The organism is Brevibacillus parabrevis, from assembly GCF_022701015.1.
In the GTDB taxonomy this organism is placed as follows: Bacteria; Bacillota; Bacilli; order Brevibacillales; family Brevibacillaceae; genus Brevibacillus; species Brevibacillus parabrevis.
In genome coordinates this window covers 4,197,053-4,223,335 of the sequence record NZ_CP064090.1, presented here as the reverse complement: position 1 = coordinate 4,223,335, position 26,283 = coordinate 4,197,053, and the positions used below count along the sequence as shown (strand labels likewise).

Below are 26,283 nucleotides of genomic sequence, written 5' to 3'. Positions count from 1 at the left end.
CCTGTAACGAAAAAGGCCCGATTTATGTCATAATGGGTACGTACTTCCATGCTGGATAAGTACCCAACACCCATGCGGGCTGACTGTACAGCCGGGCCCGATTCGAAAGGACGTCATGATGAAACGTTTTGCCAATCGTACGAATCATTCCATCATACTGGTAACAGCCGCGATTCTCGCGCTGTCTGGATGCAGCAGCATGGCTGCGCCAAACGAAGAACAGGCAAAGCCGTCGCAGGAGACGACCCAGCCTGCTCCAGCAGAAGTGCCCAAACCTGCCGAGGAAGCCAAACAACCGGAAACCAAGCCAGCCGAGACGGCGAAGCCGGAAGAAACGAAACCGGAAGAAACCAAGCAGCCAGAGGCCCAACCGCCGAAAAAGTCGTCTGCCGAAGGGGCAGGCAAGTACGAAGAGCTGCTTGCGGATATCGAGGTAGTCGCTGAACCGCAAAGTGTAGCGGTCCTGGTCAACAAACAGCGCAAGCTTCCCGAAAACTATACGCCAAACGACCTGGTATTCCCGAAAGTCCCGTACCTGCTCCCGGAAAAGAGCGAGAAGCGGAAAATGCGCAAGGAAGCGGCGGCTGCGCTGGAGGAATTGTTTGCAGCGGCAAAAGCGGACGGAGTAGCGCTTGCAGGAGTATCGGCCTACCGCTCTCACGCTTACCAGAAAGCGCTGTTCAACCGCTACGTGCAAAAAGACGGCGTGGAAAAAGCGCGCACTTACAGCGCCGTGCCAGGCACGAGCGAGCATGAAACCGGGCTTGCGATCGACGTATCCGGCGTAGACGGCAAATGCGCGGCGACGAGCTGCTTTGGCGGCACGAAGGAAGCATTGTGGCTTGCCGAGCACGCGGCAGAACACGGCTTTATCATCCGCTATCCGGATGGAAAAGAAGCGATCACAGGCTACATGTACGAGCCGTGGCACTTGCGCTACGTCGGCGTGGAGATCGCCAAACAAATCAGCGAGCAAGGCATCACACTGGAGGAGTACTCAGGTGTGGTTCCCGCCTCGGCCAATGAGACTGAGTCAAACTAAACCTAAGCTTTTCGGAAAAAAGGAGACGCCGATTTTTCGCTACGGAAGAGTCGGCGTTTTTCTTGTAGCGCGAATACATATGCGCATGCAAACGTCCTTCGGCAAAAGAATTTCTATGCTATAATGATCACGGGTGAAGATAATGAGCGAAAAATCAATCAGGGAACGAATTATTGATACGGCCATGCGCCTGTTTGAAGCACATGGCTACCACCGGGTCACCGTCGACCAGATCGTCAAAGAAAGCGGCACCTCCAAGGGAGGTTTTTACCACAACTTCAAGTCCAAGGATGAACTGCTCTACATCATTCACGACCAGTTCATTACGTACGTGCTGGAAAAAGCGGAAGAAGCGTACGAGAAGTGGGATACGCCAACCGAGCGCCTGCAAGCAATCGTCAAATCGTTTGTGATGATGATCGATCTGTACCGTTCGCAGGTCACGATCTTTTATCAGGAAAGCCTATTTTTGACCCCGGAGTATTTCACTGATATTGAAACGAAGCGGGACCGCTACAAGCAAATCATGTTTACCGTCATTTCCGACGGGATCAAATCGGGCGAGTTCCGGCCGGAGCTGCCTGTGCCAATCGTCTCTATGGCGATTTTCGGCATGGTCAACTGGATTTACAAATGGTATCAAAAAACAGGAACGTATTCGATCGAGCAGATTGCGGACATTTACGCCGACATGGTTCTGCATTCCGTCCTGAAGCCAGAAGCGATGAAAAATCCGGACTTCAACCGCTTTTTCCTGGCTTCGCCCGAAGCGCCGTTCAAATTGTTGTAAACGAATATGGATCAGGCGACTACTCGTCATTGCTAAAAATGGGAGCAGAGGCATAGTCGCTTCACGGTCCGGTCAGCGATGTATCATTCAGACTGACTGGTTGGTCTGTACGACGATTCAGACATTTGCTATAATGTTTAAAAGACCAACTGGTCGGTCTTGCGCATTCATCACAGACCAACCAGTCGGTTCGTTGGCAAATCAGCCACAATGAGTCGGGACATGGGAGGAATACGTATGTTTTCGATCTATGAACTGAGAGAACTGGTCAAGCTGCTGGAGCAGACAGACATAGAGTCTATCGATGTCAGCGATGACGAATCCCGTTTGCGCATCAAACGCCGGACTGCCGGGCAAACAGCAAGCGTTGCTGCCGTGACTGCGTCGACGTTGCCAGCGGTCACTGCCAAGCCAGCTTCATCCGTCGTCAACCTGCCGCAAAAAGCAGGAACTCAACCGCTCCAAACAGAACCTGTAGCAACAAAGCGGCAGGAGGCAACAGCTCATCCCGCAGAAAAGACGGAAAACTTGCATACAATCACCTCCCCGATGGTCGGGACCTTTTACGCGGCTTCTGCCGAGGATGCGCCACCGTATGTAGCGGTACACGATCGCGTGGAGCCGTCCAGCATTGTCTGTATCGTGGAAGCCATGAAGCTGTTCAACGAGATTGAAGCAGAGGTAAAAGGGGAAATCGTTTCGATACTGGTACAAAACGGCCAACTGGTTGACCACGGCCAGCCGCTGTTTTTGGTGAAGCTTGCCGAGTAGAATCGGCGAATGAGGGGAGGTCTGGACCGTGAATAAAGATACACTGTTTACGCAATTTCCTGTGCCGACGTACGAGCAATGGCGGGAGGCGGCCGAAAAATCGTTGAAGGGAGCTGCCTTCGATGCCAAGCTGTTGAACAAAACACAGGAAGGAATTATCCGCCAGCCGATCTATCGGGCGGAAGATGTCGCAACATTGCCACGACGAGGGGGGCCGGGCGAGGCTCCTTTTGTCAGGGGAACGAGAAGTCCGCTGGATCAGCAGGCTGGGCGCTGGGAGGTCTGCCAGGAAATGGCGGGCCCGGACGCGAAATCGTTTCATGAAGCGGCATTGACAGATTTGGCGCGCGGGCAAACGGCGCTGCACATCGTATTCGATCGCGCTGTGCGCGCAGGGCTTGATCCAGATGAAGCACTGCCGGAAGACATCGGTAAAGACGGCTTGTCCATTTTTGCCCTGGGAGAACTGGGGGAAGCCTTGCGCGGACTGAATTTGGAAGAGCTGCCTTTGTTCGTGCAGTCGGGAGCATTAGGCTTGCCAGTCTTTTCCCTGCTGTTCGCTCATATGAAGGCGAGCGGCCACAGTCCGGCAAACTTGCGGGGATGCATCGGGCAAGACCCGGTGACGCCGTTGCTCGTGGAAGGACAGCTTCCGCACTCGCTTGACACTGCTTTTGCCGCGATGGCGAAAATGACAAGTTGGGCCAGTCAGCATGCGCCCAAGCTCAAAACGATTCTCGTTCAGGGCAATCCGTATTGCGAGAGCGGCGGTCATGCTGTGGCCGAGCTGGCTTTTTCTTTGGCAACGGGCGTCGAGTATATTCAGGCGATGCTTGACCGCGGCCTTACGATTGAAGAAGTGGCGGGCCGGATGCAGTTTTCTTTCGCGGTCAGTTCCGATGTGTTCATGGAAATTGCCAAGCTTCGGGCCGTGAAAATGCTGTGGGCGAATATTGTGGACGCGTACGGCGGTTCTGCCGAGGCGCAAAAAATAGCGATTCACGCCCGCACAGCAGCCTGGACGAAAACGGTCTGCGACCCGTACGTCAACATGCTGCGCGCAACTACGGAAGCGTTTTCTGCGATTGTTGGCGGCGTCGACAGCTTGCATGTATCTGCTTTTGACGAAGCGATTCGTCCAGCCAACGAGTTTTCCCGCCGGATCGCACGCAATACGCAAATCATTTTGGAACAGGAGGCGCACCTGGCAAAAGTCGCTGACCCTGCTGGCGGCTCCTGGTATGTCGAGTGGCTCACGGACGAATTGGCGAAAAAGGCGTGGGAGCTGTTCGTGCAAGTAGAGGAGCAGGGCGGCTTGCTTCGTGCTTTGGAGTCCGGCTTCGTGCAAGAAACGATTGCCCAGACAGCGGCCCGCAAGCAAAAAGACATCCAAGAGCGCAAAAGCCGCATCGTCGGCACCAACATGTATCCGAATCCTGCGGAGCAGCTGCTCACGCGTCCAGCCAACCCAGCGCTTCACAAGCAGCGAGTCGCGGAATTGCGCACATACCGCAGCCAAAAAAATCCGGCTGATGCCGCAGAAGCTTTGGAAAAGCTGGCGCAACATACGGCTGATTGGGTGGAAGCGGCGGCAAAAGCAGCGCTTGACGGCGCGACCGTAGGCGATATTGCCAAGGCGCTGACCGCAGGCAAGCAAGCAGCGACTGTGATTGCTCCGCTTCGCGTTCACCGGGCGGCTGAAGCTTTCGAAACATTGCGCAAGCAAGCGGAAGCGTATGCAGGGAAAACAGGGCAGCGGCCATCCGTGTTTCTGGCGGCGCTTGGCCCTGTCGCCAAGCATAAGGCGCGAGCGGACTTTGCCGCAGAGTTTTTTGCCGTCGGCGGTTTTGCAGCGTTGCGAACAGCAGCGTACAGCTCGGCAGCAGAGGCGGCACAAGCGGCAATCGCATCGGGAGCGCGGATTACCGTCATTTGCTCCGACGATGCAAGCTATCCCGAGCTGGTGCCGCCACTCGCCCAGGCGATCAAGCAGGCGGCTCCGGATATGACCGTGCTTTTGGCTGGATTGCCGGATGCCGAGCAGCTGGCGCAGTACAAAGCGGCTGGAGTGGATGATTGCATTCATCTGCGCTCCAATTGCTATCAGATGCTGCGAGAACTTCAGGAGCGGACAGGAGTGAGCTCACGATGAAGAGACCTGATTTTTCCAAAATGCCGTATTCGTCCAGGCGGGACATCTCCGACCTGTTTCCGGCGGAGGCTTCTGCCGGGGCAAAGGCGTTTGAGTTTGCGGAGCAGCAGTTGTGGCAGACGATGGAGCAAATCCCCGTCAAGCCTGTTTATACAAAAGAAGATGTGCAAGACATGACGCATCTGGGCTACATGCCGGGCCTGCCTCCTTATTTCCGCGGCCCGTATCCGACGATGTACGTCACCCAGCCTTGGACCGTGCGCCAGTATGCCGGATTTTCCACGGCAGAGGAGAGCAACGCCTTTTATCGCCGCAACCTGGCTGCCGGACAAAAAGGGCTGTCGATTGCCTTTGACCTCGCCACACACCGCGGATACGATTCCGACCACCCGCGCGTAGTCGGGGATGTCGGCAAGGCGGGAGTGGCTGTAGACTCGATTCTCGACATGAAAATTTTGTTCGACGGGATTCCGCTGGATAAAATGTCTGTTTCCATGACGATGAACGGAGCGGTATTGCCGATCATGGCCTTTTACATCGTGGCGGCGGAGGAGCAGGGCGTATCGCAGGCTGAGCTGACCGGGACGATTCAAAACGACATTTTGAAAGAATACATGGTGCGCAATACGTACATTTACCCGCCAGAGGCGTCGATGAAAATTATTTCCGACATCTTCGCCTACACCTCGAAGCACATGCCCAAGTTCAACAGCATCAGTATTTCCGGCTACCATCTGCAAGAAGCAGGCGCGACAGCGGACATCGAGCTGGCGTATACGCTCGCGGACGGTTTGGAATACGTGCGAACGGGGCTTGCGGCTGGCATCGACATTGACGCTTTCGCACCGCGCCTGTCGTTTTTCTGGGCGATTGGCATGAACTACTTCATGGAGGTAGCGAAAATGCGGGCGGCACGCCTGATTTGGGCGAGCCTGATCAAGCAGTTCAACCCGAAAAACGAAAAGTCGATGGCGTTGCGCACGCACTCGCAAACATCCGGCTGGAGCCTGACCGAGCAAGACCCGTACAACAACGTCGTGCGGACGTGCGTGGAAGCGATGGCGGCGGCGCTCGGACATACGCAGTCGCTGCATACGAATGCGCTCGATGAGGCGATTGCGCTTCCGACCGACTTTTCCGCGCGAATCGCCCGCAACACACAGTTGTTTTTGCAGGACGAAACCCAGATTACGAAGGTCGTGGACCCGTGGGCAGGCTCGTACTACGTCGAGTCGCTGACAGCGCAGCTCGTGGAAAAAGCGTGGGCGCACATCGAGGAGATCGAAGCTTTGGGCGGCATGGCGAAAGCGATTGAGACGGGATTGCCCAAAATGAAAATCGAGGAAGCGGCAGCCAGACGCCAGGCGCATATCGATTCGGCGAAAGAAGCCATCATCGGTGTGAACAAGTACCGTCTGGACAAGGAAGACCCGCTGGAAATTCTCGAAGTCGACAACACAGCGGTACGCGAAGCGCAAATCCGCCGATTGCAAGAGCTTCGCGAAAATCGGGACGAGGCGCGGGTGCAGGCGGCCCTGTCTGCTATCACCGAATGTGCGCGAACGGGCGAAGGCAATTTGCTGGCGCTGGCGATTGAAGCGGCGCGGGCAAGGGCGTCGCTCGGCGAAATCTCGGATGCGTATGAAAAGGTGGTCGGACGGCACAAAGCGGTGATCCGCTCGATCAGCGGCGTCTACAGTGCAGAGTACGCCGATGCGGATGAAGTGGCAGCGGTGCGCAAAATGGCGGATGAATTTGAGCAGTGGGAAGGGCGGCGTCCGCGCATCATGATCGCCAAGATGGGCCAGGACGGGCACGACCGGGGAGCAAAAGTCATCGCGACCGCTTTTGCCGACCTGGGCTTTGATGTCGATATCGGGCCGTTGTTCCAGACACCGGAGGAAACGGCAAAACAAGCGGTGGAAAACGACGTGCATGTGATCGGCTTCAGCTCGCTCGCTGCCGGACACAAGACATTGCTGCCGCAACTCGTGGAGGAGCTGAAAAAGCTGGGCCGCGAAGATATCGTCGTCGTCATCGGCGGGGTCATTCCGCCGCAGGATTACGCCTTTTTGCGCGAGCATGGCGCTGCCGCCATCTTCGGTCCGGGAACCGTCATTCCGGTAGCAGCCCAGCACGTTTTGCAGGAAATCGTACATCGACTGGAGGCTGCCGGCCTATGAGCGGCGGTGGAGACGGCAAAACATCCCTGAACTTTTCTTCCAAAGTCCGCCTCCCGCGCCTTTCTGTCGAGCAGTACGTCGAGGGCGTGCGGGCAAACAACCGGACCGTGCTCGCCCAGGCCATCACGCTGGTCGAGAGCAATTCCGCCGCCCATATGGACATGGCGCAGGAAGTGATCCGCCAGCTTTTGCCCCACACCGGGCAATCGATTCGCATCGGGGTGTCGGGAGTGCCGGGAGCAGGCAAAAGCACGTTTATCGAGGCATTTGGCACGATGCTGTGCGAAAAAGGCCATCGGGTGGCTGTGCTTGCGGTCGATCCGAGCAGTACCGTCACGCGCGGGAGCATTCTCGGCGACAAGACGCGGATGGAGCTGCTCTCGCGCAACCCGAACGCGTTCATCCGCCCGTCCGCTACCGGAGGGACGCTGGGCGGGGTCAACCGGAAGACGCGGGAAACGATGCTGATTTGCGAAGCGGCTGGCTACGATGTCATTTTGGTCGAGACGGTTGGCGTCGGACAGAGCGAGACGACCGTCCGATCGATGGTCGATTTCTTCCTGCTGTTGATGCTGACCGGAGCTGGCGACGAGCTGCAAGGGATCAAAAAGGGGATCATGGAAATTGCCGACGCGCTGTTGATCAACAAAGCGGACGGGGAGAACCGCACGCGGGCTTTGATTGCCAAAGGCGAGTACAACCGGGTACTGCACTATTTGCAGCCAGCAACGTCCGGCTGGGAGACGAAAGCGTACATGTGCTCGGCGGTGACCGGAGAAGGCATCGCGGACATATGGGAGGTCGTTGGCGCATTTCGCCATGTGACGGGACTATCGGGCAGCTTCGAGGCCCGGCGCAAGGCGCAACTGCTCGACTGGATGCACAGCATGGCCCAAGACTACTTGCGCACTACGTTTTTTGGCAATCCGCAAGTAGCCAAGATGCTCCCGGCCATCGAGCAATCCGTGACGAGCGGACAATTGTCGCCGACGAGCGCGGTACAACAGCTTGTAGCCATTTTCGAAAAAGCGATCATGAAATAGAGAGAGGAAGAAGGTCGGACGATGAGCGACATGCACAAAAAAATCGATGACTTGATGGAGCGAAAATTCAAAATCGAGCTGGGCGGCGGTGACGCCCGGATTGATGCCCAGCATAACCGCGGCAAGCTGACTGCCCGCGAGCGGATCGAGCTGTTGCTCGACCCGGATACGTTCATGGAGCTGAATCCGTTCGTCGAGCACAGAGCGACGCATTTCGGACTGGATCAGATGGAAGCGCCGGGCGAAGGCGTCGTAACCGGATACGGCAAAATTAACGGTCGCCCTGTTTATTTGTTCGCGCAGGACTTCACTGTATTTGGCGGTGCGCTCGGCGAGATGCACGCCATGAAGATCGCCAAAGTCATGGATTTGGCTGCGAAAAACGGCGCTCCGTTCATCGGATTGAACGACTCCGGCGGCGCACGCATTCAGGAAGGCGTCAGCTCGCTGGACGGATACGGCACGATTTTTTACCGCAATGCGATCTACTCCGGGGTGATCCCGCAAATCTCGGTCATTTTGGGGCCTTGCGCGGGCGGAGCGGTCTACTCTCCGGCCATTACCGACTTCGTGTTCATGGTCGAAAAGACGAGCCAAATGTTCATCACCGGACCAAAAGTGATCGAGACAGTAACAGGCGAGAAAATTTCCGCGGAAGACTTGGGCGGCGCGCGCGTCCACTCCACGGTCAGTGGCAATGCCCACTTTACGGCCGAATCCGAGCAAGAGGTGCTGGAATCAGTGCGCAGGCTGCTCAGCTTCCTGCCGCAAAACAACCGCGACCGCGCTCCTGTCCTCGAAGCTGCGGGCGGCGAAGAATGGCAGGAAGAGCTGCTGGAGCTGGTTCCGGTCGAGAGCACGAAAGTGTATGACGTTCGCAAAGTGATCGAGAAAATCGTGGATCACGGCGACTTCATGGAAGTGCAGCCGAATTTTGCCCGCAACATCGTCATCGGACTGGCGCGGATCGACGGCCACAGTGTCGGGATCATCGCCAACCAGCCGAAAGTAATGGCGGGCGGACTCGACATTCATTCTTCCGACAAGCTGGCCAGATTCATCCGCTTCTGCGATTGCTTCAACATCCCGCTGTTGACCTTTGAGGATGTCTCCGGCTTTTTCCCGGGGATCAACCAGGAGCACGGAGGAATCATCCGCCACGGGGCGAAGATTTTGTATGCGTACTCGGAAGCGACCGTGCCGAAAATTACCGTCATTTTGCGCAAAGCGTACGGCGGCGCATACGTGGCGCTCAATTCCAAGTCGATTGGCGCAGATATCGTCTACGCCTGGCCAAATGCGGAAATTGCCGTCATGGGTCCTGAGGGTGCTGCGAATGTCATTTTCGCAAAAGAAATCGAGAGCAGCGAAAATCCGGCGGCAACCCGCGCGGAAAAAATCGCGCTCTACCGCGAGAAATTCGCCAATCCGTACGTGGCGGCAAGCCTCGGCATGGTCGACGACGTCATCGACCCGCGGGAAACCCGGATGAAGGTCGCCCAGGCGTTGGAGATGCTCAGAAACAAGCAGGAAGACCGTCCGTACAAAAAGCATGGGAACATCCCATTGTAAGAGGGGAGCATCTTGCATGAAGCTGCATGAACTGCGTGAATTGATCAAGCTGGTCAACCAGTCGTCCATCGAGGAGCTGGAATGGGAAAAGGGCAAAGAGCGAATCGTCATCAAAAAAAGCGAGCCTGCGGCAGTGAGCGCGACGCCGTTTCCGGTTCAGACAGACGAGGTGGATCAAGGCTACCAGCAAGCCGCCGCTACAATTGAAACAGCGACACTTGCCGTCGAAAAGGAGCAGGAAACTCCCGCGCCGGAAAAAACACCTCAGCTCGTCCTGTCCACGTCAGTCGGACTGTTTTACGCCCAGGTGAAGGTCGGGCAGACGATCAAGGCAGATGATGTGATCGGCCGCTGCACGGTCGACGCTTTGCAACTGTCCTCCGACATCGTTTCCACGGCGAATGGGGTTGTGGCCGAAATGTTGGTGCAGGATGGTCAATTGGTCGATTACGGAAAACCGTTGCTTGTTGTCAAGCCACAGTAAGAAGGAGCGTTCCTATGTTCAGGAAAGTATTGGTTGCCAATCGCGGCGAAATCGCCGTGCGCATTATTCGAGCGTGCCAGGAGTTGGGAATCGCTACGGTAGCGATCTACTCGGAAGCTGACCGCGAAGCGCTGCATGTCGAGCTGGCGGATGAAGCTTACTGCATCGGGCCGAAAGAGTCCAGGGAGAGCTATTTGAACATGCCCCGCATCATGACGGTCGCTTTGCTCACAGGGGTGGATGCGATTCATCCCGGCTACGGCTTTTTGGCGGAAAACGCTTCGTTTGCCCAGCTTTGCCAAGATTGCTCCATCACGTTCATCGGGCCAGATCCCGAAGCGATTACGAAAATGGGCGACAAAGCCGTCGCGAAAGCAACGATGAGTGCTGCCAATGTCCCGCTCGTTCCGGGAACAGACGGATTGATCGACGACATCGAGGAAGCAGTGCAAGTGGCCGGGGAAATCGGCTACCCTGTGATCGTCAAAGCTACGGCGGGGGGAGGCGGTCGCGGCATGCGCGTCGCTTATGACGCCGAGGAACTGGAAAAAGCGATTCGCCAGGCGCAAAAAGAAGCGGAAACCGCTTTTGGCAACGCGGGCGTGTATTTGGAAAAGTACGTCGAGGAGCCGCGTCACGTAGAGATTCAGGTCATGGGCGACAAGCACGGTAACGTCGTCCACCTTGGCGAACGGGATTGCTCGATTCAGCGCCGCCATCAAAAGCTGGTGGAGGAAGCGCCATCGCCAGCGCTGGATCAGGAATTGCGCGAGCGGATGGGGCAAGCTGCCGTGGCAGCGGCAAAAGCTGTTTCTTACCACGGAGCAGGTACGGTGGAATTTTTGCTCGATCGTCACGGGCAGTTTTACTTCATGGAAATGAACACGCGCATTCAGGTAGAGCATCCGGTCACCGAAATGATTACCGGGATCGACCTGATCAAAGAGCAAATCTCCGTCGCCGCGGGCAATCCGCTGTCTTTTTCCCAGGATGAGGTGAAGATCAACGGCTGGGCCATCGAATGCCGGATCAACGCGGAAAATCCTGCGAAAAACTTCATGCCATCGCCGGGAAAAGTGACCAATTACTTGCCTCCAGGCGGCTACGGCGTGCGCGTGGACAGCGCTGTTTATCCGGGCTATGACATCTCGCCTTTTTACGATTCGATGGTCGCCAAGCTGATTGTGTGGGGTGGCAGCCGCGAGGAAGCGCTGGCCCGCATGAAGCGCGCCTTGCGCGAATTTGTGATCGAAGGCGTGCACACAACAGTACCGTTTCACGAAAAATTGCTGGAGCATCCGGATTTTGTCTCCGGCCAATTCGCTACCAACTTTTTGGAGAAAAACCCGCTCGATCTGAAAGAAAGCGAGCCTGTTTCCGGCAAGTAAAGCGTGAGGATGGTTGCTTGCTGGCAATGGGAAACGTACTCTAGTGGTGGTCAACCCTGCTTGCGGTTGAATGGTGTTAGCAGATATGGTAAGATGAGGTTACTTTGATGACTGGAGTTGAAGCCGATGTAGGAAGCTTTCTTGCTAGTAAAGGAAAACAATTGCGATGGATTTCGCATGTTTATTTCCTTATACGCAAGAAAGTTACGACATCTGTTCACTCAAACGGTATATGCAATCTGACTCCTTCTGGGGTTTGGTTTGTTATATGTATTTGAGCTGCGAGAGAGTAACTTTCTTGCAGCTCTTTTTGATTTTTTTCCAAGGAGGACGATTGTATGTCGACCATCAAAGTGACGAATTTGACTTTTGCCTACGACGGCAGTTTTGATCACATTTTTGAAAATGTCAGCTTCCAGATTGATACGGACTGGAAGCTCGGCTTTACCGGACGAAACGGAAGGGGAAAGACGACGTTTCTCCAGCTTTTGCTCGGTCGCCACGAGTACAGCGGAACGATCTCTTCCCAGGTGACGTTTGAATATTTTCCGTACCTGATTGAAAACAAGCAGCAAAACACAGCGGATGTCATTAGCGAAGTAATCCCTGACTATATGGAGTGGGAGCTTTTGCGCGAGTTCTCTTATTTGCAAATCGACGAGGAAGTTTTGTATCGGCCGTTTGCTACGCTGTCCAACGGCGAACAGACCAAGGTGCTTCTCGCCGCCTTGTTTTTGAAGGAAAACAGCTTCCTGCTCATTGACGAGCCGACGAACCATCTGGACATGGAAGGCAGGAAGCTGGTCAGCGACTATTTGCAGACCAAGCACGGCTTTATTCTCGTGTCTCATGACCGCGCCTTCCTCGACAATTGCGTCGACCATATTTTGTCGATCAACAAAACCAACATCGAGATTCAAAAAGGCAACTTCTCGACCTGGTGGGAAAACAAGCAGCGCCAGGATCACTTTGAGCTGGCTGAAAACGAGCGGCTGAAAAAAGACATCAAACGCCTGTCCGAGTCCGCGAAGCGCACCAGCGGCTGGTCGCATGAGGTGGAAAAAACGAAAAACGGTACGACCAATTCCGGCTCCAAGGTCGACAAAGGCTATATTGGTCATAAGGCAGCGAAAATGATGAAGCGCTCCAAATCGATCGAGCAAAGGCAGCATTCGGCTATCGAAGACAAGGCGAAGCTGCTGAAAAATGTGGAGCAGAGCGAAGCACTGAAAATCTCTCCGCTGACGTATCATAAAGATCGCCTGATCGAACTGGAAGATGTGGCGATTTTCTACGGAGATAAGCAGGTGACGGGCAGCGTTCGTTTTTCTATTTCACAAGGCGAGCGAATTGCTCTGTCCGGGAAAAATGGTTCGGGGAAATCGAGCATTCTCAAGCTGATTTGCGGCGAGGACGTGAGCTACACGGGAACGTTTCGCCAAGGAAGCCAGTTGAAAATCTCTTACGTCTCCCAGGATACGTCGCATTTGCAGGGCAGCTTGACGGCCTATGCGAAAAGCAACGACATAGACGAAAGCTTGTTCAAAGCCATTTTGCGCAAGCTGGATTTTTCCCGGACGCAATTCGAAAAAGACATGGCTTCGTTCAGCGGCGGGCAAAAGAAAAAGGTGCTGATCGCGAAAAGTCTTTCCGAGCGGGCGCATTTGTACGTTTGGGATGAGCCGTTGAACTTTATCGATGTGCTGTCGCGCATGCAGTTGGAGGAGCTGCTTTTGGAGCATGCGCCGACGATTTTGTTTGTCGAGCATGACCGGGAGTTTTGCCAAAACATCGCGACGAAAGTGGTTGAGCTGTGACGTGTCAGGCGTGCCCGGTTTGTCGGCTATCTCTTTGATTCGCCGCGCGTTCTTGTCCTGTTTTGCCACTCGTGGACATACGGTGTAGGGAGGGACATATACGTAGAGGTGGTATCATGAGCGCCGTTTGGCAAATATTTGCGTTCGTACTGATCGGGTACGTCTGGTTTACCGGCTTGGTCTGGCGAAGGAGGGCGCACATCCAGCCGATGCACGGAATGGTGAGCGCGATGGCTGTCGCCATGCTGGTGGGCTTATTGACAGGTCTGCTTTTCGGTCTGCTGTTCCAGGGGAATCTGTCCCGCTCCACGCTGTGGGGAATGACTTGCGGCGCTTTTGCCGGATTCGTCTTCGGCTTGCGCTTGTCCGTGCTGACGATTGTGGAAGGGACGCTATCCGGGGTGATGGCTGGCATGATGGGCGCGATGCTCGGCGAGATGATGACGCTGGAGCAGGCAGAGCCGCTGTTGTTTTTCTTGGCGATGCTGTATACGGCGTGTCTGTTGCTGATGGAGCGATGGCATGGAGTGGAGCAAGCGAATGAGGCAAGCGTCTTTGGCAAACTAAGGCATCCGGTCGTCAGCGCACTCCTGCTCATTATCGTTTTCGCCTGGTTTCAGTCGCTGACATTTGCGCTGCCGGTTGCAGGCGAGCGGTCGCAGGAGCAGATGCATCATGAAAACAGCCCGTAGTCTGTAACGGGCGAGAAAAGTCAGGAGGAGTACATGGCTTTACCGAAAAAAGGAACGCGGAGCATAACGGTTCAGCAAAAAGCGTACCGCTGGGTCGTCAGTTCAGCGGGGCAAGGAATGCTTGTCGTGACGATTCAGAGCGCCGGGGAGGCCGGGCAGTTGATCCGGGTGTACATGAAGGCGGACGTGCCCGTAATGTCTGCGGCGACGGAGCAGGCAGGCGATTCGCCGCTTGCACAGGAGCGGCGAGCGATCAAGCCTTCCGATGTGGAGGCGATCATCGCCGAAGCCGTGCAGCGAGGGTGGGAGCCGGAGAAGAAAGGGACGCCGCTCAGTTTTGAGTGGCGGGGGGATGTGCTTTTTTCAAAAGGCAAGTAGGTAGTAGCGTCTTGGAAGTGGAGATAGCTTTTGGTGTACGGAGATAGCTTCTTGTGCACGAAGACAGCTTCTTGCACACGCAATATTGGCGAGCCATAAGGTGATAGAAACGAACAGCGGTCAACAAGGAGTAATGACAGCAGCATACTCCGGGTTGACCGCTGTTTTTTATGGAGCAGTGATTGTATACGTTGAAGAGTGCAGGCGTCGCTTTACGGATTGCGGGCAGCTGCAAATCGTTTTTTGTTTACCATAATAACATTCTGTAGACAGCGACTGCTCATTTGTCGGTCAAGCTGTCGAGAGGTTGCGGCATCAGCACAGCCAGATCATTTTTTGCCGAACGGACAGGCGGAGCACCGTTACTAAACGGTTTTTCTCCTGATTCAGATTCCGATTTTTCCACCTTTCCCCAATCGAAGCAATGGCGAAAGGGGCATACGCTGCACCTTTCGTGAGATAGCTGCCAAATAAATGCTATAATATGGACAAATTGTATCTTCCAGGGGGGAGTATGTTGCAACAGCTTTTTAACGAGATGATCAAGCAGGACGTGAAGCCGTTCCTTGCGCAGCATGGCTTTGTCAAGAAAAGTTTGAATTTCTACAAAATAACAGACAATCTCATTTACATGCTCAACTTCCAAAAATCCGCTGGCAATTCAGCTGATCATCTCATGTTTTATGTGAACTGCGGCATTTATTCGGCGGAGCTGGCGCAGATCCAAGCGAAGGACGTTTTGACTGAGCCGAAAGAAGCAGATTGTCATTTCAGGGCAAGAATCAGGGAAATTGCCGAGGTGGCTCCAGACCGCTTTGCCATCACTGCTGATACGAAAATGGATGACGTACGCAAAACGCTGTTAAGTGGACTGCAACAAGTTGTTCAATTCTATCGTACGATGACCAGTGCCAGGTCCATCGTGGATTATTACACGTCAGGCCCGTTTTTGCATTTGGGCGAAGAGAGCTTTCATTTGCTGTTGCAAACAAATGATGTAGCAGCGGCCAAACAGTATTTGCAGGCGTTGCAGGAAAAGCATGGGGCAGAACAGCGATGGACGATATTTGAAAAGCAATATGAGGCGATATTTAAGCAGTATGGAGTGGAGTTTACGAAGCTGTAGGGGGAACCTCTAGGCACGATCCTGTCGGGGAACGATAGCTGAATGAAGGGAAGAGGATAGCAAAAACATGGGCTGCCGGGAGAACTATCCGGTAGCTTTGCCATTTGCATCTGTCCCTTATGGGTGTACAAGGAGGATAGAGATATGCAACAGTTGGCCAACATCATTCTAATCTTTTCTTTATCTTTCACGGCCATATGTATTGTCAGAGCAGTAAGCCAGTATAAGAAAGGAAGTGTTGCTGAGAAGAAAAAACAAGTAACGACGGGTCTTATTTCCCTTGGGATAACATTAATTACAGTGGTATTTGCAACAATGTTTGTTACTTCCTCTTGAGGGCACTGCCAGCAAAACGCCGTAGGAAACCAGTCCTTGTTAAGACAAGCCCGGCAAAACACCATCATCAAAAAGACGAAGAAACCTCCACGCCAAATGGAGGTTCTTTGTTTATCACAAGAACTGAAAGCACTGACAAACCTTGCTAGAATTAGCTCCTTTCAGCATTTAGTTAACCGTAATTTTATTCTGTAAACTACAAATCGCCCAGCAAATCAGGCAAGCTGTCGAGATGCTTAGCGAGCCAGATCATTTCTTTGGCAAAACGGGCGGGCGGGGCACTGTGCCGATCCATGTCTGCCGTAATCCACCAAACGCTTTCCAAGTACCACAACAGCTGGATTCCAGTCGTCAAATAGCCATGTTCCACTGGGCGCACTTCCTTGTAGCCGGATAGGAATGCCCGCGCAAGCGCCGGGTCAAGCTGCTCGTCCAGCGCGCAAGACAGGATCGCTCTCGCCACATCGAGCTGTGGGTAGTCGTATTTCATCCGGTCAAAGTCGAGCACGGCGGTGACGCGATCCGCAGCGAACAGCAAGTTGTCCACCCATAAATCGCGGTGAGCCCATCCGCTGTGCAAAGCTTCGAAAGGCGACAGCTCAAGCTTTTCCGTCGCGATGATTTGCTGTTCTACGAATCCTTGCAGCTCGGTTTTCCCCGCATGCTGCACATTTTGCCAAACAGAGTGCCAATGGGCCAGTCGCTGTGCCCGCTCCGGGGGAACGAACTGCGGCTGTTTCCGGCCTGCAATCGCAATCGATCCATCGTTCAGCAAACGGTGCATCTGCCCGGTCACCCGGCCCAGATCGTACATCTGCGCCTGTGAAGCTTTCCCCGGCGACACCAACTGCCCCTCGCAAAATTCCATGACCAGAAAGCGCTCTCCGTGAGCGGATTCCAGCAAAAATCGTCCGTCATGAGCGAACAGCAGCGGGCAGGGCAGGCCCGCGGCATGCAGTCTCGCTTGCTCGGAAAAAGCGACAGCCAAATCAGTCGGATCGTATAAAGCAAACCTTTTTTGGTTGTATTGCTTCAACAAATACGTGCCTTCCTCTGTCCGAATGTGCCATTTCAAATTGAGCCAGCCCCGGTTGATCGGTGTGGCTTCCCGGATGTGCAAGCCGAAATAGCGCTGAACCGCTGCTGTCAGGTCAGCCAAAATCGCTTCTGCGGCAGCGGGCGAGTGGGAATGGTTGTTCATGGAGCGCCTCCCGTCCTTGGATGAACTCCATACGATTTCGTTTGAGGAGGCGCAAATCCTTTTTATGAGCGGGCGATCTCGTCCAGAAATACTTGCACTTCCCGCTGAAACCCGTCTGGATCAGACGAATGAATATCGTGCCCGCACTCGGCAAACACGGCAAGCCGGGTGTTCGCTCTGCGTTCGGCCATCAGCTTGGCATGTGCTTCGTCCATCACGAAACTGTGTTTGCCGTGAATGAGCAGAGCCGGGCATGCAGAGGCCAGCCAATCTGTCCACCATTCGCCGTTGCAATGCTCCTGCGAGATGCGCATGCCAGACAGATCAGAGCGAAAAGCGCAGCCGTGCTCGTCCTCCAACACGCTTTCCGCAAAATAATCGACGGCGCGCACGCCAACTTGCCGCAGCGATTGTTTCAGTTCTTCGAGGGAAGCGGAGCGTTGCGGCAGGCGCTCGACAAAGGACAGGTCAACATGGATTTCGGTTCCGATATCTTCCACGATCAGCGCTTTTACATACGCCGGGTAACGCGCAGCGAATTGATAAGCATTGAGGCCGCCAAGAGAATGGCCGAGCAAGGCGATTTGCTGCCCGCCAAGTTCGTTTTGGACGAAAGCGAGAATGTCCTGCACGTAGGCGTTGCGGGAGTAGTCTTTTTCCGGCGAATGCTCACTCCAGCCATGGCCGCGCTGATCCAGGCTAATGACGCGCCAGCCGCTCAGTTTGCTGGCAAATTCCGCAAACACACGCCCATCATTCATGTGACCGTGCAAGCAAAGCAGCACGTTGGGGCTGTCGCCGCCAAAGTCGAGATAAGAGAGACGCAAGTTTTGCGATGAAAAGTATTTGCGGGTTGCTGCTTGGTGTTGTGTGGTCAAGGCATATTCCTCCTTATGGTGTGCCCAAAAGAGCACCTGACTGGACTTTATCTTGACGATAACAGATAATCATGACAAAAGCTGTCATAGATAAAAAGGACGAAACCGATATGGCGAAAACACAAAGACTGCTGGAACTGTTAATGACGGTCAACCGGAAACGCAAATTTACCGTCGGCGAGCTGGCGCAAGAATTTGGCGTGTCGCAGCGAACGATTTTGCGAGATTTGCAGGAATTATCTGAGTGGGGCGTGCCGCTTTATTCCGAAGTAGGGCCGCACGGCGGCTACCGCGTCCTGAAAGAGCGAATTTTGCCGCCTATCGCCTTTTCCGAGGAAGAAGCCGTCGCCATCTTTTTTGCGATCCAATCGCTTCGCCATTACTCCGCTTTGCCTTTTGCAGCGGAAGCGGCGTCTGCCACGAGCAAGTTTTACGCTTACATGCCGCCAGATGTCCGCGAGCGGATCGACGAGATGAGGCACCGCGTTGATTTTGTCACACCGAAAAGGCAGGCAGATTCTCCGCACTTGTCGATTCTTTTGGATGCAGCCGTGAACCAAAAGGTGCTCGCGATCGCATACGAATCCCGGGAAAAACAAACCAATCGTCGCATTCAGCCAATCGGGATTTACACGCAAAATGGCCTGTGGTACTGTCCAGCCTATTGTTTTCAAACTGGCAGCTATCGCGTCTTTCGCTGCGACCGGATTCAAACGGCTGTCGAGTGTGCAGAGGCAGAACCGCTTGATTTGCGAGATATTCATTTGGACAATCGGGAGTCCAGACTTGCGGGAGAAGAAAAGAACAGCATCGCGATCCGTGCGGAACTGACAAGGGTGGGAGTGCAAAAGTGCGAAGCGGAGCGTTGGTCTGCCTCGATGCTGACGATTCGCCCGGATGGAACAGGATCGCTTTCGGGCCAGATTGCAGAGAGCGACCGCGATTTTTTCGCCGCCTTTTTCATCGGCCTGGGGCGGGAAGCGACGGTTACTCATTCACCGGAGCTTTTGGCAAGCATGAGAAGCTATTTGGCGGAGCTTTCTGGCAAATATCCATAACGAGGGGAAGGGGGCGCAGAGATGACGGGCACAAATGCGGAAGACCGGGAAAGCGATTTGCCAAAAGAGCTGGCGAAGCCTGCGAAAAGAGCGCTTGCGAACGCAGGCTACCATCAGTTGAAACAGTTGACGGCAGTGAGCGAGGCAGATGTGCGCAAGCTGCACGGGATGGGGCCAAAAGCGCTGGAACAGCTCAGACGTGCGCTCGCTGACAAAGGAATGTCGTTTAGCGAGACTCGTCCATGATGTCGGCGTTACGCCGGGAAGAAAAGAATATGTACTAGCGCAAAAGCCGCTTGCCTGCCATTCTGGTCTGATGAGGGTGTCGGTGGCGGCCCGAGATTCCGGTTTCGTCTTTGGAAATCAGTCTGTTTCCTGTGGGCCGCCCTGTACGACTAGGAAGGAGCCTTCACTTTCTTGCTGCGCCCCTGCCAGACGCGGTAGAGAAGATAGGCAAGACCGAGAAAGCCAGCGTAACACAACAGCGTCCAGAACGAGCGCTGGGCATTATGAAACAGCTGGTCGCCCAAAAAGGCGAACACCAGCATGGTCGGGATTTTTCCGATGGCGGTAGCCAGCGCAAAGGACAAAATCGGGATGGCACTGATTCCCGCATATATATTGATCACCGGAGAGGGAATGATCGGGATGAGTCGGGCGAACAGCACGGCGATGAAGGCGTTTTGCTCAAATGCACGCGTAAACAGAGCCAACCGGGGAGATTTCGTCAAATAATCGCGCCCGGCTTTCTGGTAGCCGTAGCGTATGAACAGAAAAAACAGGAACGCCGAGCCGACAGAGCCTGTCCAGTTGATCAGCGTGCCCCAAAATGGCCCGAATTTGGCTCCCATCATGCCTGCAAAAATCCCAAACGGAATAACGGGAAACAAGCCGAGAAAAACGGCAGCCAAAAACATGAACGGCAACAGGTGGGGCGAATCGCTGGAGAGCCAGTTCAGCAAAACGTCTCTGTATACAAAGCCGATGGCAAAAATGAGCGCATACAGGAACAAGAGCAGCCACTTTTTCATGATGATCCCCTTTCCTCGCTCCCGTGCACTTGAAAGAAAGCGCATGGTAATCAACAACATTATAGCCAGCGACCCGATTTTTACACCTTGTCCGTGTGGAAGCATACGCATGGCCTGTGCCTGGATCGACAGCACACCCGAAAAATGGGCGGTCGTGGATGGAACGAATACCTAGTGTCCCCACATAAATGTAGAGTAGCTACATGCAGTGGCGGAGGTGATTGGTAATGAATGAGTTCAAAAAAGAGCTGAAGAAACTGAAAGCTTCTGAATTTAAGGCGGATCGAGTGACCCCCTGGGATAAAAACAGTGAGAAAGAAACGATGCTGGTGCGCGGCCGATGCGGTCATGGGCGATGTGGAGGCTGCGGCGGTTGCGGTCGATGTGGCGGTTGTGCAAGGTGCAACTGCTCTTGCAGTTGTTCGTGCAGCTGTTCATGCAGTTGCTTCGGTACGTGTTTCTTCCCGTGCTTTTTTCCGTGTACGTCGTGTGCGCGTTGCGTTTAGTCGGGGAATCTCATCCTGGCAGCGGCAACAACACAACCAAAGCTCTGGTTTGGCTTGCGCCAGGCTGGGGCTTTTTTAGCGTGCTCCCGGCATTATTTGCAATAGCATGTCGGACAAAGAGCCGCTCATACAATGACGGTGACACCTTCATGGCACATAAAGTGGCGAGCGCAGCCAAGCAAGGAGGAGGAGCATGGTCAAACTGAACCCAGCGATGCGTCTTGCAGTGAAGCGGGATACGTTCTTTTTGCCCAATCCCGATGGCAGCGTGTATTTTCGCAATAACGTCGGGACGTTTCGGATGGAAGGAGAAATGATCGATCAATGGGTTTCGCAGCTGGTGCCCATTTTCAACGGAGAGCACACGCTGGCGGAAATTACGGACGATTTGCCAGCGGAGTACCAGGCTCAGATTCATAAAATCGCCAGTCTTTTGCTGGAAAACGGGTTTGCCCAAGATGTCAGCCAGCGTTTGCCGCATGAGCTTTCTCCCGCGGTGGTGGAGCAGTTTTCGGCACAAATTGCCTTTTTGGATCACCTGATTGGCTCGGGCGGTCATGCTTTCCAGGCGTATCGGCAGCAAAAGCCGCTCGTTGCAGGAAGCGGGAGCTTTGTGCCCGCGCTGATCCATGCGCTGTGGGAATCGGGGTGCCCGCATGTTCATTACGCCGTCACGGACGCGAGCCTGGTCAACAAAGCTCGTCTGACCGAGCTGCATGCACATGTCCGGCAAAAAGATGACGAGGCCAAGCTGACAGAACTAACCGTGCGCGAGCAAAGCCGGGCCTGCTGGGAAAAGACGCTGGCGCCAGTTTCTGCGGTGCTGTACGGCTCAGATTCCGGGGATCGCAGCGAGATGGAGCTGGTGTATGCGCTTTGCCAGGAGCGGGGCATTGTGTTCATTCCTGTGTTTTTGCTTTTGCATAAGGGCATTGCAGGCCCGGTGATGCAGCCGTCTTCGCCCGTGTGCCTCGACTCGGTCGTACGCCGCTTCCACCGGGTCTTTTTGAGCGGGAATGCAGAAGATCATCCTTTTACAGCTACGTCAGCCGCTCTGTTGGCAAACGCGGCGGTCATGGAATGGTTCAAGCATGTGACTGGCGTGGTGAAGGCAGAGTCGGCGGGCAAGCTTTTTCTGCTCGATCTGGATACGCTCACGGGGAGCTGGCGAACGGCCATGCCGCATCCTCTCGTCAAAAGCAAACCGCGCTTTTTGCCTGTTGATGAACAGTCGTTTTTCGCAGAGACTACATCGCCAAAGGACGGCTTGCTTGCGGCTTTTCAGTCCTGGACCTCGCCTGACGTCGGCATTTTTCACACGTGGGAGGAAGGCGAGCTGATACAACTTCCGCTCTCCCAGTGTCAGGTGCAGGCAGTCGATCCCGTTGCGGTTGGTCCCGCCGAGCTGTTGCCTGTCCGCATTTGCCCGGGGTATACGCATGAGGAAGCGCGCAAGGAAGCGGGATTGACAGGGACGGAGATGTACGTTTCGCGCCTGATGAGCGCATGCGGCATCCGCGCGGCTGGCATTCATCTGCACGATGATGCCCCCTCTATGCCGGACAGTGCGGGGGAGATCGGTTTTGCGATTGGCGCGGGAGAATCGGCGGCAGAAGCAGCGTGCCGGGCTTTGGAGCACTATTTGCAAGCTGTATTGGCAAAAGAAGTGCGGGAGCAGCCGCCAGCCGCCGCTATCGTGCAGTGGACGGGGCAAGACGAGCCGTGTTTGTTTTACGCGCGTGCGCTGGCGCTCCAGAAGCAAGGGCATAAAATCGCCAAAGGAGCGAATTTGTGCGGATTTCCGGTGTACTGGGTAGGGACGGAGAACGGTTGGTACGGCAGCGTAGGCTTGCACGATACGCTCGCGTTGCGCAAGGCACTGCAAACGGCGCTGCAAAACAGCCAAGGAGTGCCGGATGAGCAAATCGCCTATGCGGTAAAGGCTCTGGAGGTTGCTCTGGATGAGCGCGAACAGCAAGTGGAACTTCCGCCTTTTCCGGAGAGCGAGGAAGCGCTTTGGCAGCAGGCGCGGGACGTCCTTGCCAAGGAACGGCTGGTGCCTGTGCTGCGCAATGCGGCTGTAGAGACGTTTTTGCAGGAAGATTTGTCAAGGGTGATCGCCCTTGCATTGCGAGCGGAGGAGGGGCATGAGCATGGAGATTATGATTGTGGGCGAAGGACTGCTGGCTGATCTCGTCTTCATGCAGCTTCCGAAACAATATCGCGTGATCCGGCAGCGTACGCTGAAACCGATCGACGAACAGGTTGATTTGGCGCTTGTGCTACAAGACGGATGGCGGCCGCATGAGCATACGGAAGCGGAAAAGCTTTTCCAAGCATCCGGGATTCCGTGGCTGAGGGCGTTCGTTTCGTTTGGCGAAGCCGTGATCGGGCCGCTCGTTTGTCCGGGCGTGCCTGGCTGTTCCCAGTGCGCGGACATGCGGCGGCTCATGGCTGGGCGCGATCGCAAAGAAATGTGGGAGTACCAGTTCCAGCTTACAGAGGAAGGCGGAACGGCAGTCGACGTGTGGTCGTCGCGAACGGGATTATGGCAGGTGTGTCACTATGTAATTGACGAGGTACAGCGAATAGCCAGCCGCCAGCAAGCCCGTCTGCACGAACATATCCAATTGCTCGATCTACAGACGCTGGCAAGCTCCCGGCACTTTTTCCTGGCTGATCCGCTTTGCGGTCATTGCGGGCGTCTGCCGGATGACGCGCCAGAACTGGCCACATTTACTTTGCAGCCGAATCCCAAGCCTTCCCCGACAAGCTACCGCGTGAAGTCGCTGGACGATTGGAAGCAAGCGCTCCGCTCCGACTATGTAGATGCGAGAACAGGCTTTTTCAACGGGAAAATGCGCGACCTTGTCTCCGTCTTTTCCGATGTCAGCGTCAATTTGCCTTTGTTCCCCCATGACGAAGCGACGGCAGGCCGCTCCCATTCTTACGTCCATAGTGAAGGGACGGCGATTTTGGAAGGGCTGGAACGATATTGTGGACTGACGCCGCGCGGCAAAAAGACAGTCGTGTACGATTGTTACGCCAACCTGGGGGAGCAGGCGCTCAATCCGGTCACTGCCGGCGTCCATTCAAAAGAGCAGTATGCGCTGCCGGGATTTCCTTTTCAACCGTTTGATCCGAAACGGCCGTTAAACTGGGTTTGGGGCTATTCCTGCATCCGCGAGCGGCCCGTGCTCGTTCCCGAACGGATGGCTTACTACAGCCTTGGCTTCGGTGACGGCACCGTATTTGAGACGTCGAATGGCTGTGCGATCGGCGGCAGTCTGGAGGAAGCGATCTTTTACGGAATCATGGAAGTGGTGGAGCGCGATGCGTTTTTGCTGACGTGGTATGCGCAACTGCCGCTGCCGCGACTCGATCCGCACACATCTGGCGATACGGAGCTGGAACTGATGATCGCACGGCTCCAGTCTGTCACCGACTACGAGCTGTTTTTGTACAACGCGACGATGGAAAACGGGATTCCCAGCGTGTGGACGATCGCGAAAAATAAGAAACAGACAGGACTGCATCTCGTCTGCGCGGGTGGTGCGCACCCTGATCCGGTTCGCGCCGTCAAGGGCGCCCTTCACGAGACGGCTGCCATGCTGAATACGCTGCACGACAAATTTGAAGCGAATCGCGCCGCGTATTTGCGGATGTACCACGACTCGTCGCTGGTGAAAAAAATGGATGACCACGCCATGCTTTACGGCTTGCCAGAGGCGGCAGAGCGTCTCGACTTTTTGCTTGGGAACAACAGACCGATGCAGTCTTTTGCGGAAGCTTTTTCCTGGCAAGGCGGCCACACCGATTTGACAGACGACCTGAAGGACATTTTGCAAGTGTTTCGCAAGCTGGAGCTCGACGTCATTGTCATCGACCAGACGACACCGGAAGTGAGCCGCATCGGGTTGTCCTGCGTGCGCGTACTGATTCCGGGAATGCTGCCCATGACGTTCGGACAGCATCAGACGCGAGTGACCAATCTGAAACGCGTGCTGCACGTGCCTGTCACGCTAGGCTATGCCAAACAACCGCTTGCTTTGGATCAGTTGAACCCGCATCCTCACCCGTTTCCGTAAAAGCATGGCACAAAGGGAGGGCGAGTGATGAAGCTTGCGACGTTTTTGCACGACTTGCATTTTGCTACCGAAAAAGTCCGGCCGCCCGATCTGGAAGTGAATTGGGACGATGCGCCACTGCCATACAAGCTGTACAAAGGCTTGCCTGCCGTAACGCTGCCCGGGGAAGTCGCTTTGTCGCTCATAGGCGAACAGATCACAGAGGAGCCGTCACTTGTCCAACTGGGCAGCATGCTTTATTACGCGTACGGATTGACAAAAGTCAGCCAGATGACTTTCGGGCAAGGGGCCCCGGAAGAAGAGAGCTTTTTCGTTCAGTCGTACCGCAGGGCGATTCCTTCCGGCGGAGCGCTGTACCCGAACGAGGTGTATTTGTATCTGAAGCTCTCCTATTTGAGGCAAGGGATTTATCATTACGATGTGGCGCATCATCGCCTCGTCCTGTTGCGCGAGGGAGATTTCGATGACTATGTAACCAGCTCGCTCGGCCAGCGTTTTGCGCTCCGCGACTGCTTTGGAGTTGTTTTCGTGTCCACTTACTTTTGGAAAAATGCTTTTAAATACGATCTGTTTTCGTACCGTTTGCAAGGGTTGGATACGGGTGTGCTGCTCGGGCAATGGCTGGCTTTGGCCGATAAGTACGGCATTCAGGCCAGTGTCCACTACTTGTTTCTGGATCGGGCTGTCAACGGGCTGCTCGGCTTGGACGGGAACGAGGAAAGCGTGTATGCAATCCTGCCGCTTGCGCTGAGTCCGCAGCAGACAGGCGAGACAACGGCAGACTCGGCATTAACATTGACTGAGAGCAGCGCGGATGCGCAAGAGCCTGTCTCGGCGGAACAGCTCGTGCAATCGCTACAGCCGTTGAGCCACCGCCATCAGATCGGTTCGAACGCGCGAAAAGACTACCCTTTGCTACGCCAGATGCACCAGGCTGCGCTGTATGAGTCAACGGACTGTTTTGTCAGGGAAAGACCGTTTGGTGCGGAAAAAGACGGCGGAAAACTGCGGGGAAAGCCCGGAGAGACAGAAGCGGCAAAAGACAGGCTGCCAGCGCTGGATTTCGCGGAATTTTGCCGCAGCCGAAGTTCGCCGGAGCTGGATTTTGTCGCGGGCAAGCTGACGCGAGAAGAGTTGGAAACGCTTGTGCGGCGTGCGTATACAGCCTTGCACTACCAGCATGACCTGGGACACGAGAACAACGGATGTTTGGCGTATTGCGTCTGTCTTCACCAGGTGGACGAACTGGAGGACGGAGCGTACTTTTGCGCTCCCGCAAGCGGCTTGTTGACACAGCGGCGGCACGGCGACCAGCGGGCAGAACTGCAAGCCGGAATGACCCTCGACAATGTCAGTCTGTACCAGGTGCCGCTTTGCTTTCATATCGCAGGGGAAAGCAACCATCTGCTGGAGCGCTGGGGGTATCGCGGCTATCGCATTCAGCAGATGCAGGCGGGGATCGCCTTGCACGCGCTATTGCTCGCTGCCTTTTCCTGCGGATTGGGCGGACATCCGTTGCTTGGGTACGATGTGGCGAGCAGCGACGAGATTTACGGCTTGCCGCAGGAAAGCAAGACGTGTCTCATCCAAGTGCCTGTCGGCTTTTACCGCCAGCGGGCGCGGTTGCAGGGGAGCTTGCATGGCTAGAAAAGGAGAAGTCAAAAAAACAGGATCACTCCCGTGACGTGTATGTTCGCAGCGGGGGCATCCTGTTTTTTTGTGTACAGCTAGTTGCAGAGTGCTGGCG

23 protein-coding genes are annotated in these 26,283 nt (G+C 55.0%); 20 read left to right on the top strand and 3 right to left on the bottom strand.

The features are described 5' to 3' along the window. Window positions 1-118: 118 nt before the first annotated feature. The 14 genes from IRJ17_RS19135 (at window position 119) to IRJ17_RS19070 (ending at window position 15,774) form a co-directional block, all read left to right on the top strand. On the top strand, window positions 119-1,042 hold the full coding sequence (locus IRJ17_RS19135) for a M15 family metallopeptidase (protein ID WP_242771573.1): 924 nt from the start codon (window positions 119-121) through the stop codon (window positions 1,040-1,042). Between the two features lie 142 nt (window positions 1,043-1,184). Continuing rightward, window positions 1,185-1,832, top strand: a complete 648-nt coding sequence (locus IRJ17_RS19130; RefSeq protein ID WP_167470249.1) for a TetR/AcrR family transcriptional regulator — start codon at window positions 1,185-1,187, stop codon at window positions 1,830-1,832. Window positions 1,833-2,069: 237 nt separating this feature from the next. Beyond that, a complete protein-coding gene (gene accB / locus IRJ17_RS19125) occupies window positions 2,070-2,603 on the top strand; it encodes an acetyl-CoA carboxylase biotin carboxyl carrier protein (protein ID WP_242771570.1) in 534 nt (177 codons plus the stop codon). 28 nt (window positions 2,604-2,631) lie between these two features. Then, on the top strand, window positions 2,632-4,755 hold the full coding sequence (locus tag IRJ17_RS19120) for a methylmalonyl-CoA mutase family protein (protein ID WP_242771568.1): 2,124 nt from the start codon (window positions 2,632-2,634) through the stop codon (window positions 4,753-4,755). Further along, window positions 4,752-6,938: a methylmalonyl-CoA mutase gene (gene scpA, locus IRJ17_RS19115; RefSeq protein ID WP_122963375.1), complete on the top strand. Its 2,187-nt coding sequence runs from the start codon at window positions 4,752-4,754 to the stop codon at window positions 6,936-6,938. The genes IRJ17_RS19120 and scpA overlap by 4 nt, the downstream gene beginning before the upstream one ends. After that, entirely contained in the window at window positions 6,935-7,981 is a 1,047-nt protein-coding gene (gene meaB, locus IRJ17_RS19110; protein ID WP_122963374.1) for a methylmalonyl Co-A mutase-associated GTPase MeaB, read from the top strand. Before scpA ends, meaB begins: the two co-directional genes overlap by 4 nt. A 21-nt stretch (window positions 7,982-8,002) precedes the next feature. Continuing rightward, window positions 8,003-9,553 carry an acyl-CoA carboxylase subunit beta gene (locus IRJ17_RS19105; protein WP_242771566.1) on the top strand — a complete coding sequence of 517 codons (1,551 nt, stop codon included), beginning with the start codon at window positions 8,003-8,005 and terminating at the stop codon, window positions 9,551-9,553. A 16-nt stretch (window positions 9,554-9,569) separates the two neighbouring features. Continuing rightward, window positions 9,570-10,037: an acetyl-CoA carboxylase biotin carboxyl carrier protein gene (locus IRJ17_RS19100; RefSeq protein WP_242771564.1), complete on the top strand. Its 468-nt coding sequence runs from the start codon at window positions 9,570-9,572 to the stop codon at window positions 10,035-10,037. A gap of 14 nt (window positions 10,038-10,051) precedes the next feature. Beyond that, window positions 10,052-11,425 carry an acetyl-CoA carboxylase biotin carboxylase subunit gene (accC, locus tag IRJ17_RS19095; protein ID WP_122963371.1) on the top strand — a complete coding sequence of 458 codons (1,374 nt, stop codon included), beginning with the start codon at window positions 10,052-10,054 and terminating at the stop codon, window positions 11,423-11,425. A gap of 338 nt (window positions 11,426-11,763) precedes the next feature. After that, a complete protein-coding gene (locus tag IRJ17_RS19090; RefSeq protein ID WP_122963370.1) occupies window positions 11,764-13,242 on the top strand; it encodes an Lsa family ABC-F type ribosomal protection protein in 1,479 nt (492 codons plus the stop codon). 116 nt (window positions 13,243-13,358) lie between these two features. Further along, complete coding sequence (locus IRJ17_RS19085) at window positions 13,359-13,934, top strand: hypothetical protein (RefSeq protein WP_173595919.1); 576 nt, start codon at window positions 13,359-13,361, stop codon at window positions 13,932-13,934. A gap of 33 nt (window positions 13,935-13,967) precedes the next feature. Continuing rightward, window positions 13,968-14,312 carry a hypothetical protein gene (locus tag IRJ17_RS19080; protein WP_173598751.1) on the top strand — a complete coding sequence of 115 codons (345 nt, stop codon included), beginning with the start codon at window positions 13,968-13,970 and terminating at the stop codon, window positions 14,310-14,312. Between the two features lie 514 nt (window positions 14,313-14,826). After that, window positions 14,827-15,438, top strand: a complete 612-nt coding sequence (locus IRJ17_RS19075; protein WP_122963367.1) for a DUF4304 domain-containing protein — start codon at window positions 14,827-14,829, stop codon at window positions 15,436-15,438. A 144-nt stretch (window positions 15,439-15,582) separates the two neighbouring features. Beyond that, the gene (locus IRJ17_RS19070; protein ID WP_122963366.1) at window positions 15,583-15,774 is read left to right on the top strand and encodes a hypothetical protein; all 192 of its coding nucleotides are present in this window, start codon (window positions 15,583-15,585) and stop codon (window positions 15,772-15,774) included. A gap of 196 nt (window positions 15,775-15,970) precedes the next feature. Here IRJ17_RS19070 and IRJ17_RS19065 read toward each other — a convergent pair whose 3' ends face one another. Beyond that, window positions 15,971-16,975 (bottom strand): phosphotransferase, encoded by a 1,005-nt coding sequence (locus IRJ17_RS19065; protein WP_242771562.1) that lies wholly within the window; start codon window positions 16,973-16,975, stop codon window positions 15,971-15,973. Window positions 16,976-17,037: 62 nt separating this feature from the next. Then, window positions 17,038-17,853, bottom strand: a complete 816-nt coding sequence (locus tag IRJ17_RS19060) for an alpha/beta fold hydrolase (protein ID WP_242771559.1) — start codon at window positions 17,851-17,853, stop codon at window positions 17,038-17,040. A 110-nt stretch (window positions 17,854-17,963) separates the two neighbouring features. Here IRJ17_RS19060 and IRJ17_RS19055 point away from each other — a divergent pair, with 110 nt between their 5' ends. After that, the gene (locus tag IRJ17_RS19055; RefSeq protein WP_242771557.1) at window positions 17,964-18,911 is read left to right on the top strand and encodes a helix-turn-helix transcriptional regulator; all 948 of its coding nucleotides are present in this window, start codon (window positions 17,964-17,966) and stop codon (window positions 18,909-18,911) included. 21 nt (window positions 18,912-18,932) lie between these two features. Next, window positions 18,933-19,157: a helix-hairpin-helix domain-containing protein gene (locus IRJ17_RS19050; RefSeq protein ID WP_173595924.1), complete on the top strand. Its 225-nt coding sequence runs from the start codon at window positions 18,933-18,935 to the stop codon at window positions 19,155-19,157. A gap of 149 nt (window positions 19,158-19,306) precedes the next feature. On the opposite strand, the gene IRJ17_RS19045 is transcribed toward IRJ17_RS19050, so the two are convergent. Next, the gene (locus IRJ17_RS19045) at window positions 19,307-19,942 is read right to left on the bottom strand and encodes a TVP38/TMEM64 family protein (RefSeq protein ID WP_242771555.1); all 636 of its coding nucleotides are present in this window, start codon (window positions 19,940-19,942) and stop codon (window positions 19,307-19,309) included. Between the two features lie 227 nt (window positions 19,943-20,169). Here IRJ17_RS19045 and IRJ17_RS19040 point away from each other — a divergent pair, with 227 nt between their 5' ends. From IRJ17_RS19040 to IRJ17_RS19025, 4 genes are all read left to right on the top strand, one after another. Then, window positions 20,170-20,448 carry a heterocycloanthracin/sonorensin family bacteriocin gene (locus IRJ17_RS19040; protein ID WP_122963360.1) on the top strand — a complete coding sequence of 93 codons (279 nt, stop codon included), beginning with the start codon at window positions 20,170-20,172 and terminating at the stop codon, window positions 20,446-20,448. A gap of 193 nt (window positions 20,449-20,641) precedes the next feature. Further along, window positions 20,642-22,639, top strand: a complete 1,998-nt coding sequence (locus tag IRJ17_RS19035) for a putative thiazole-containing bacteriocin maturation protein (RefSeq protein ID WP_242771551.1) — start codon at window positions 20,642-20,644, stop codon at window positions 22,637-22,639. Beyond that, window positions 22,596-24,536, top strand: coding sequence for a TOMM precursor leader peptide-binding protein (locus IRJ17_RS19030; RefSeq protein WP_242771549.1), 1,941 nt, complete (start codon window positions 22,596-22,598; stop codon window positions 24,534-24,536). The genes IRJ17_RS19035 and IRJ17_RS19030 overlap by 44 nt, the downstream gene beginning before the upstream one ends. Window positions 24,537-24,563: 27 nt before the next feature. Next, the gene (locus IRJ17_RS19025; RefSeq protein WP_242771547.1) at window positions 24,564-26,183 is read left to right on the top strand and encodes a SagB family peptide dehydrogenase; all 1,620 of its coding nucleotides are present in this window, start codon (window positions 24,564-24,566) and stop codon (window positions 26,181-26,183) included. Window positions 26,184-26,283 lie beyond the last annotated feature (100 nt).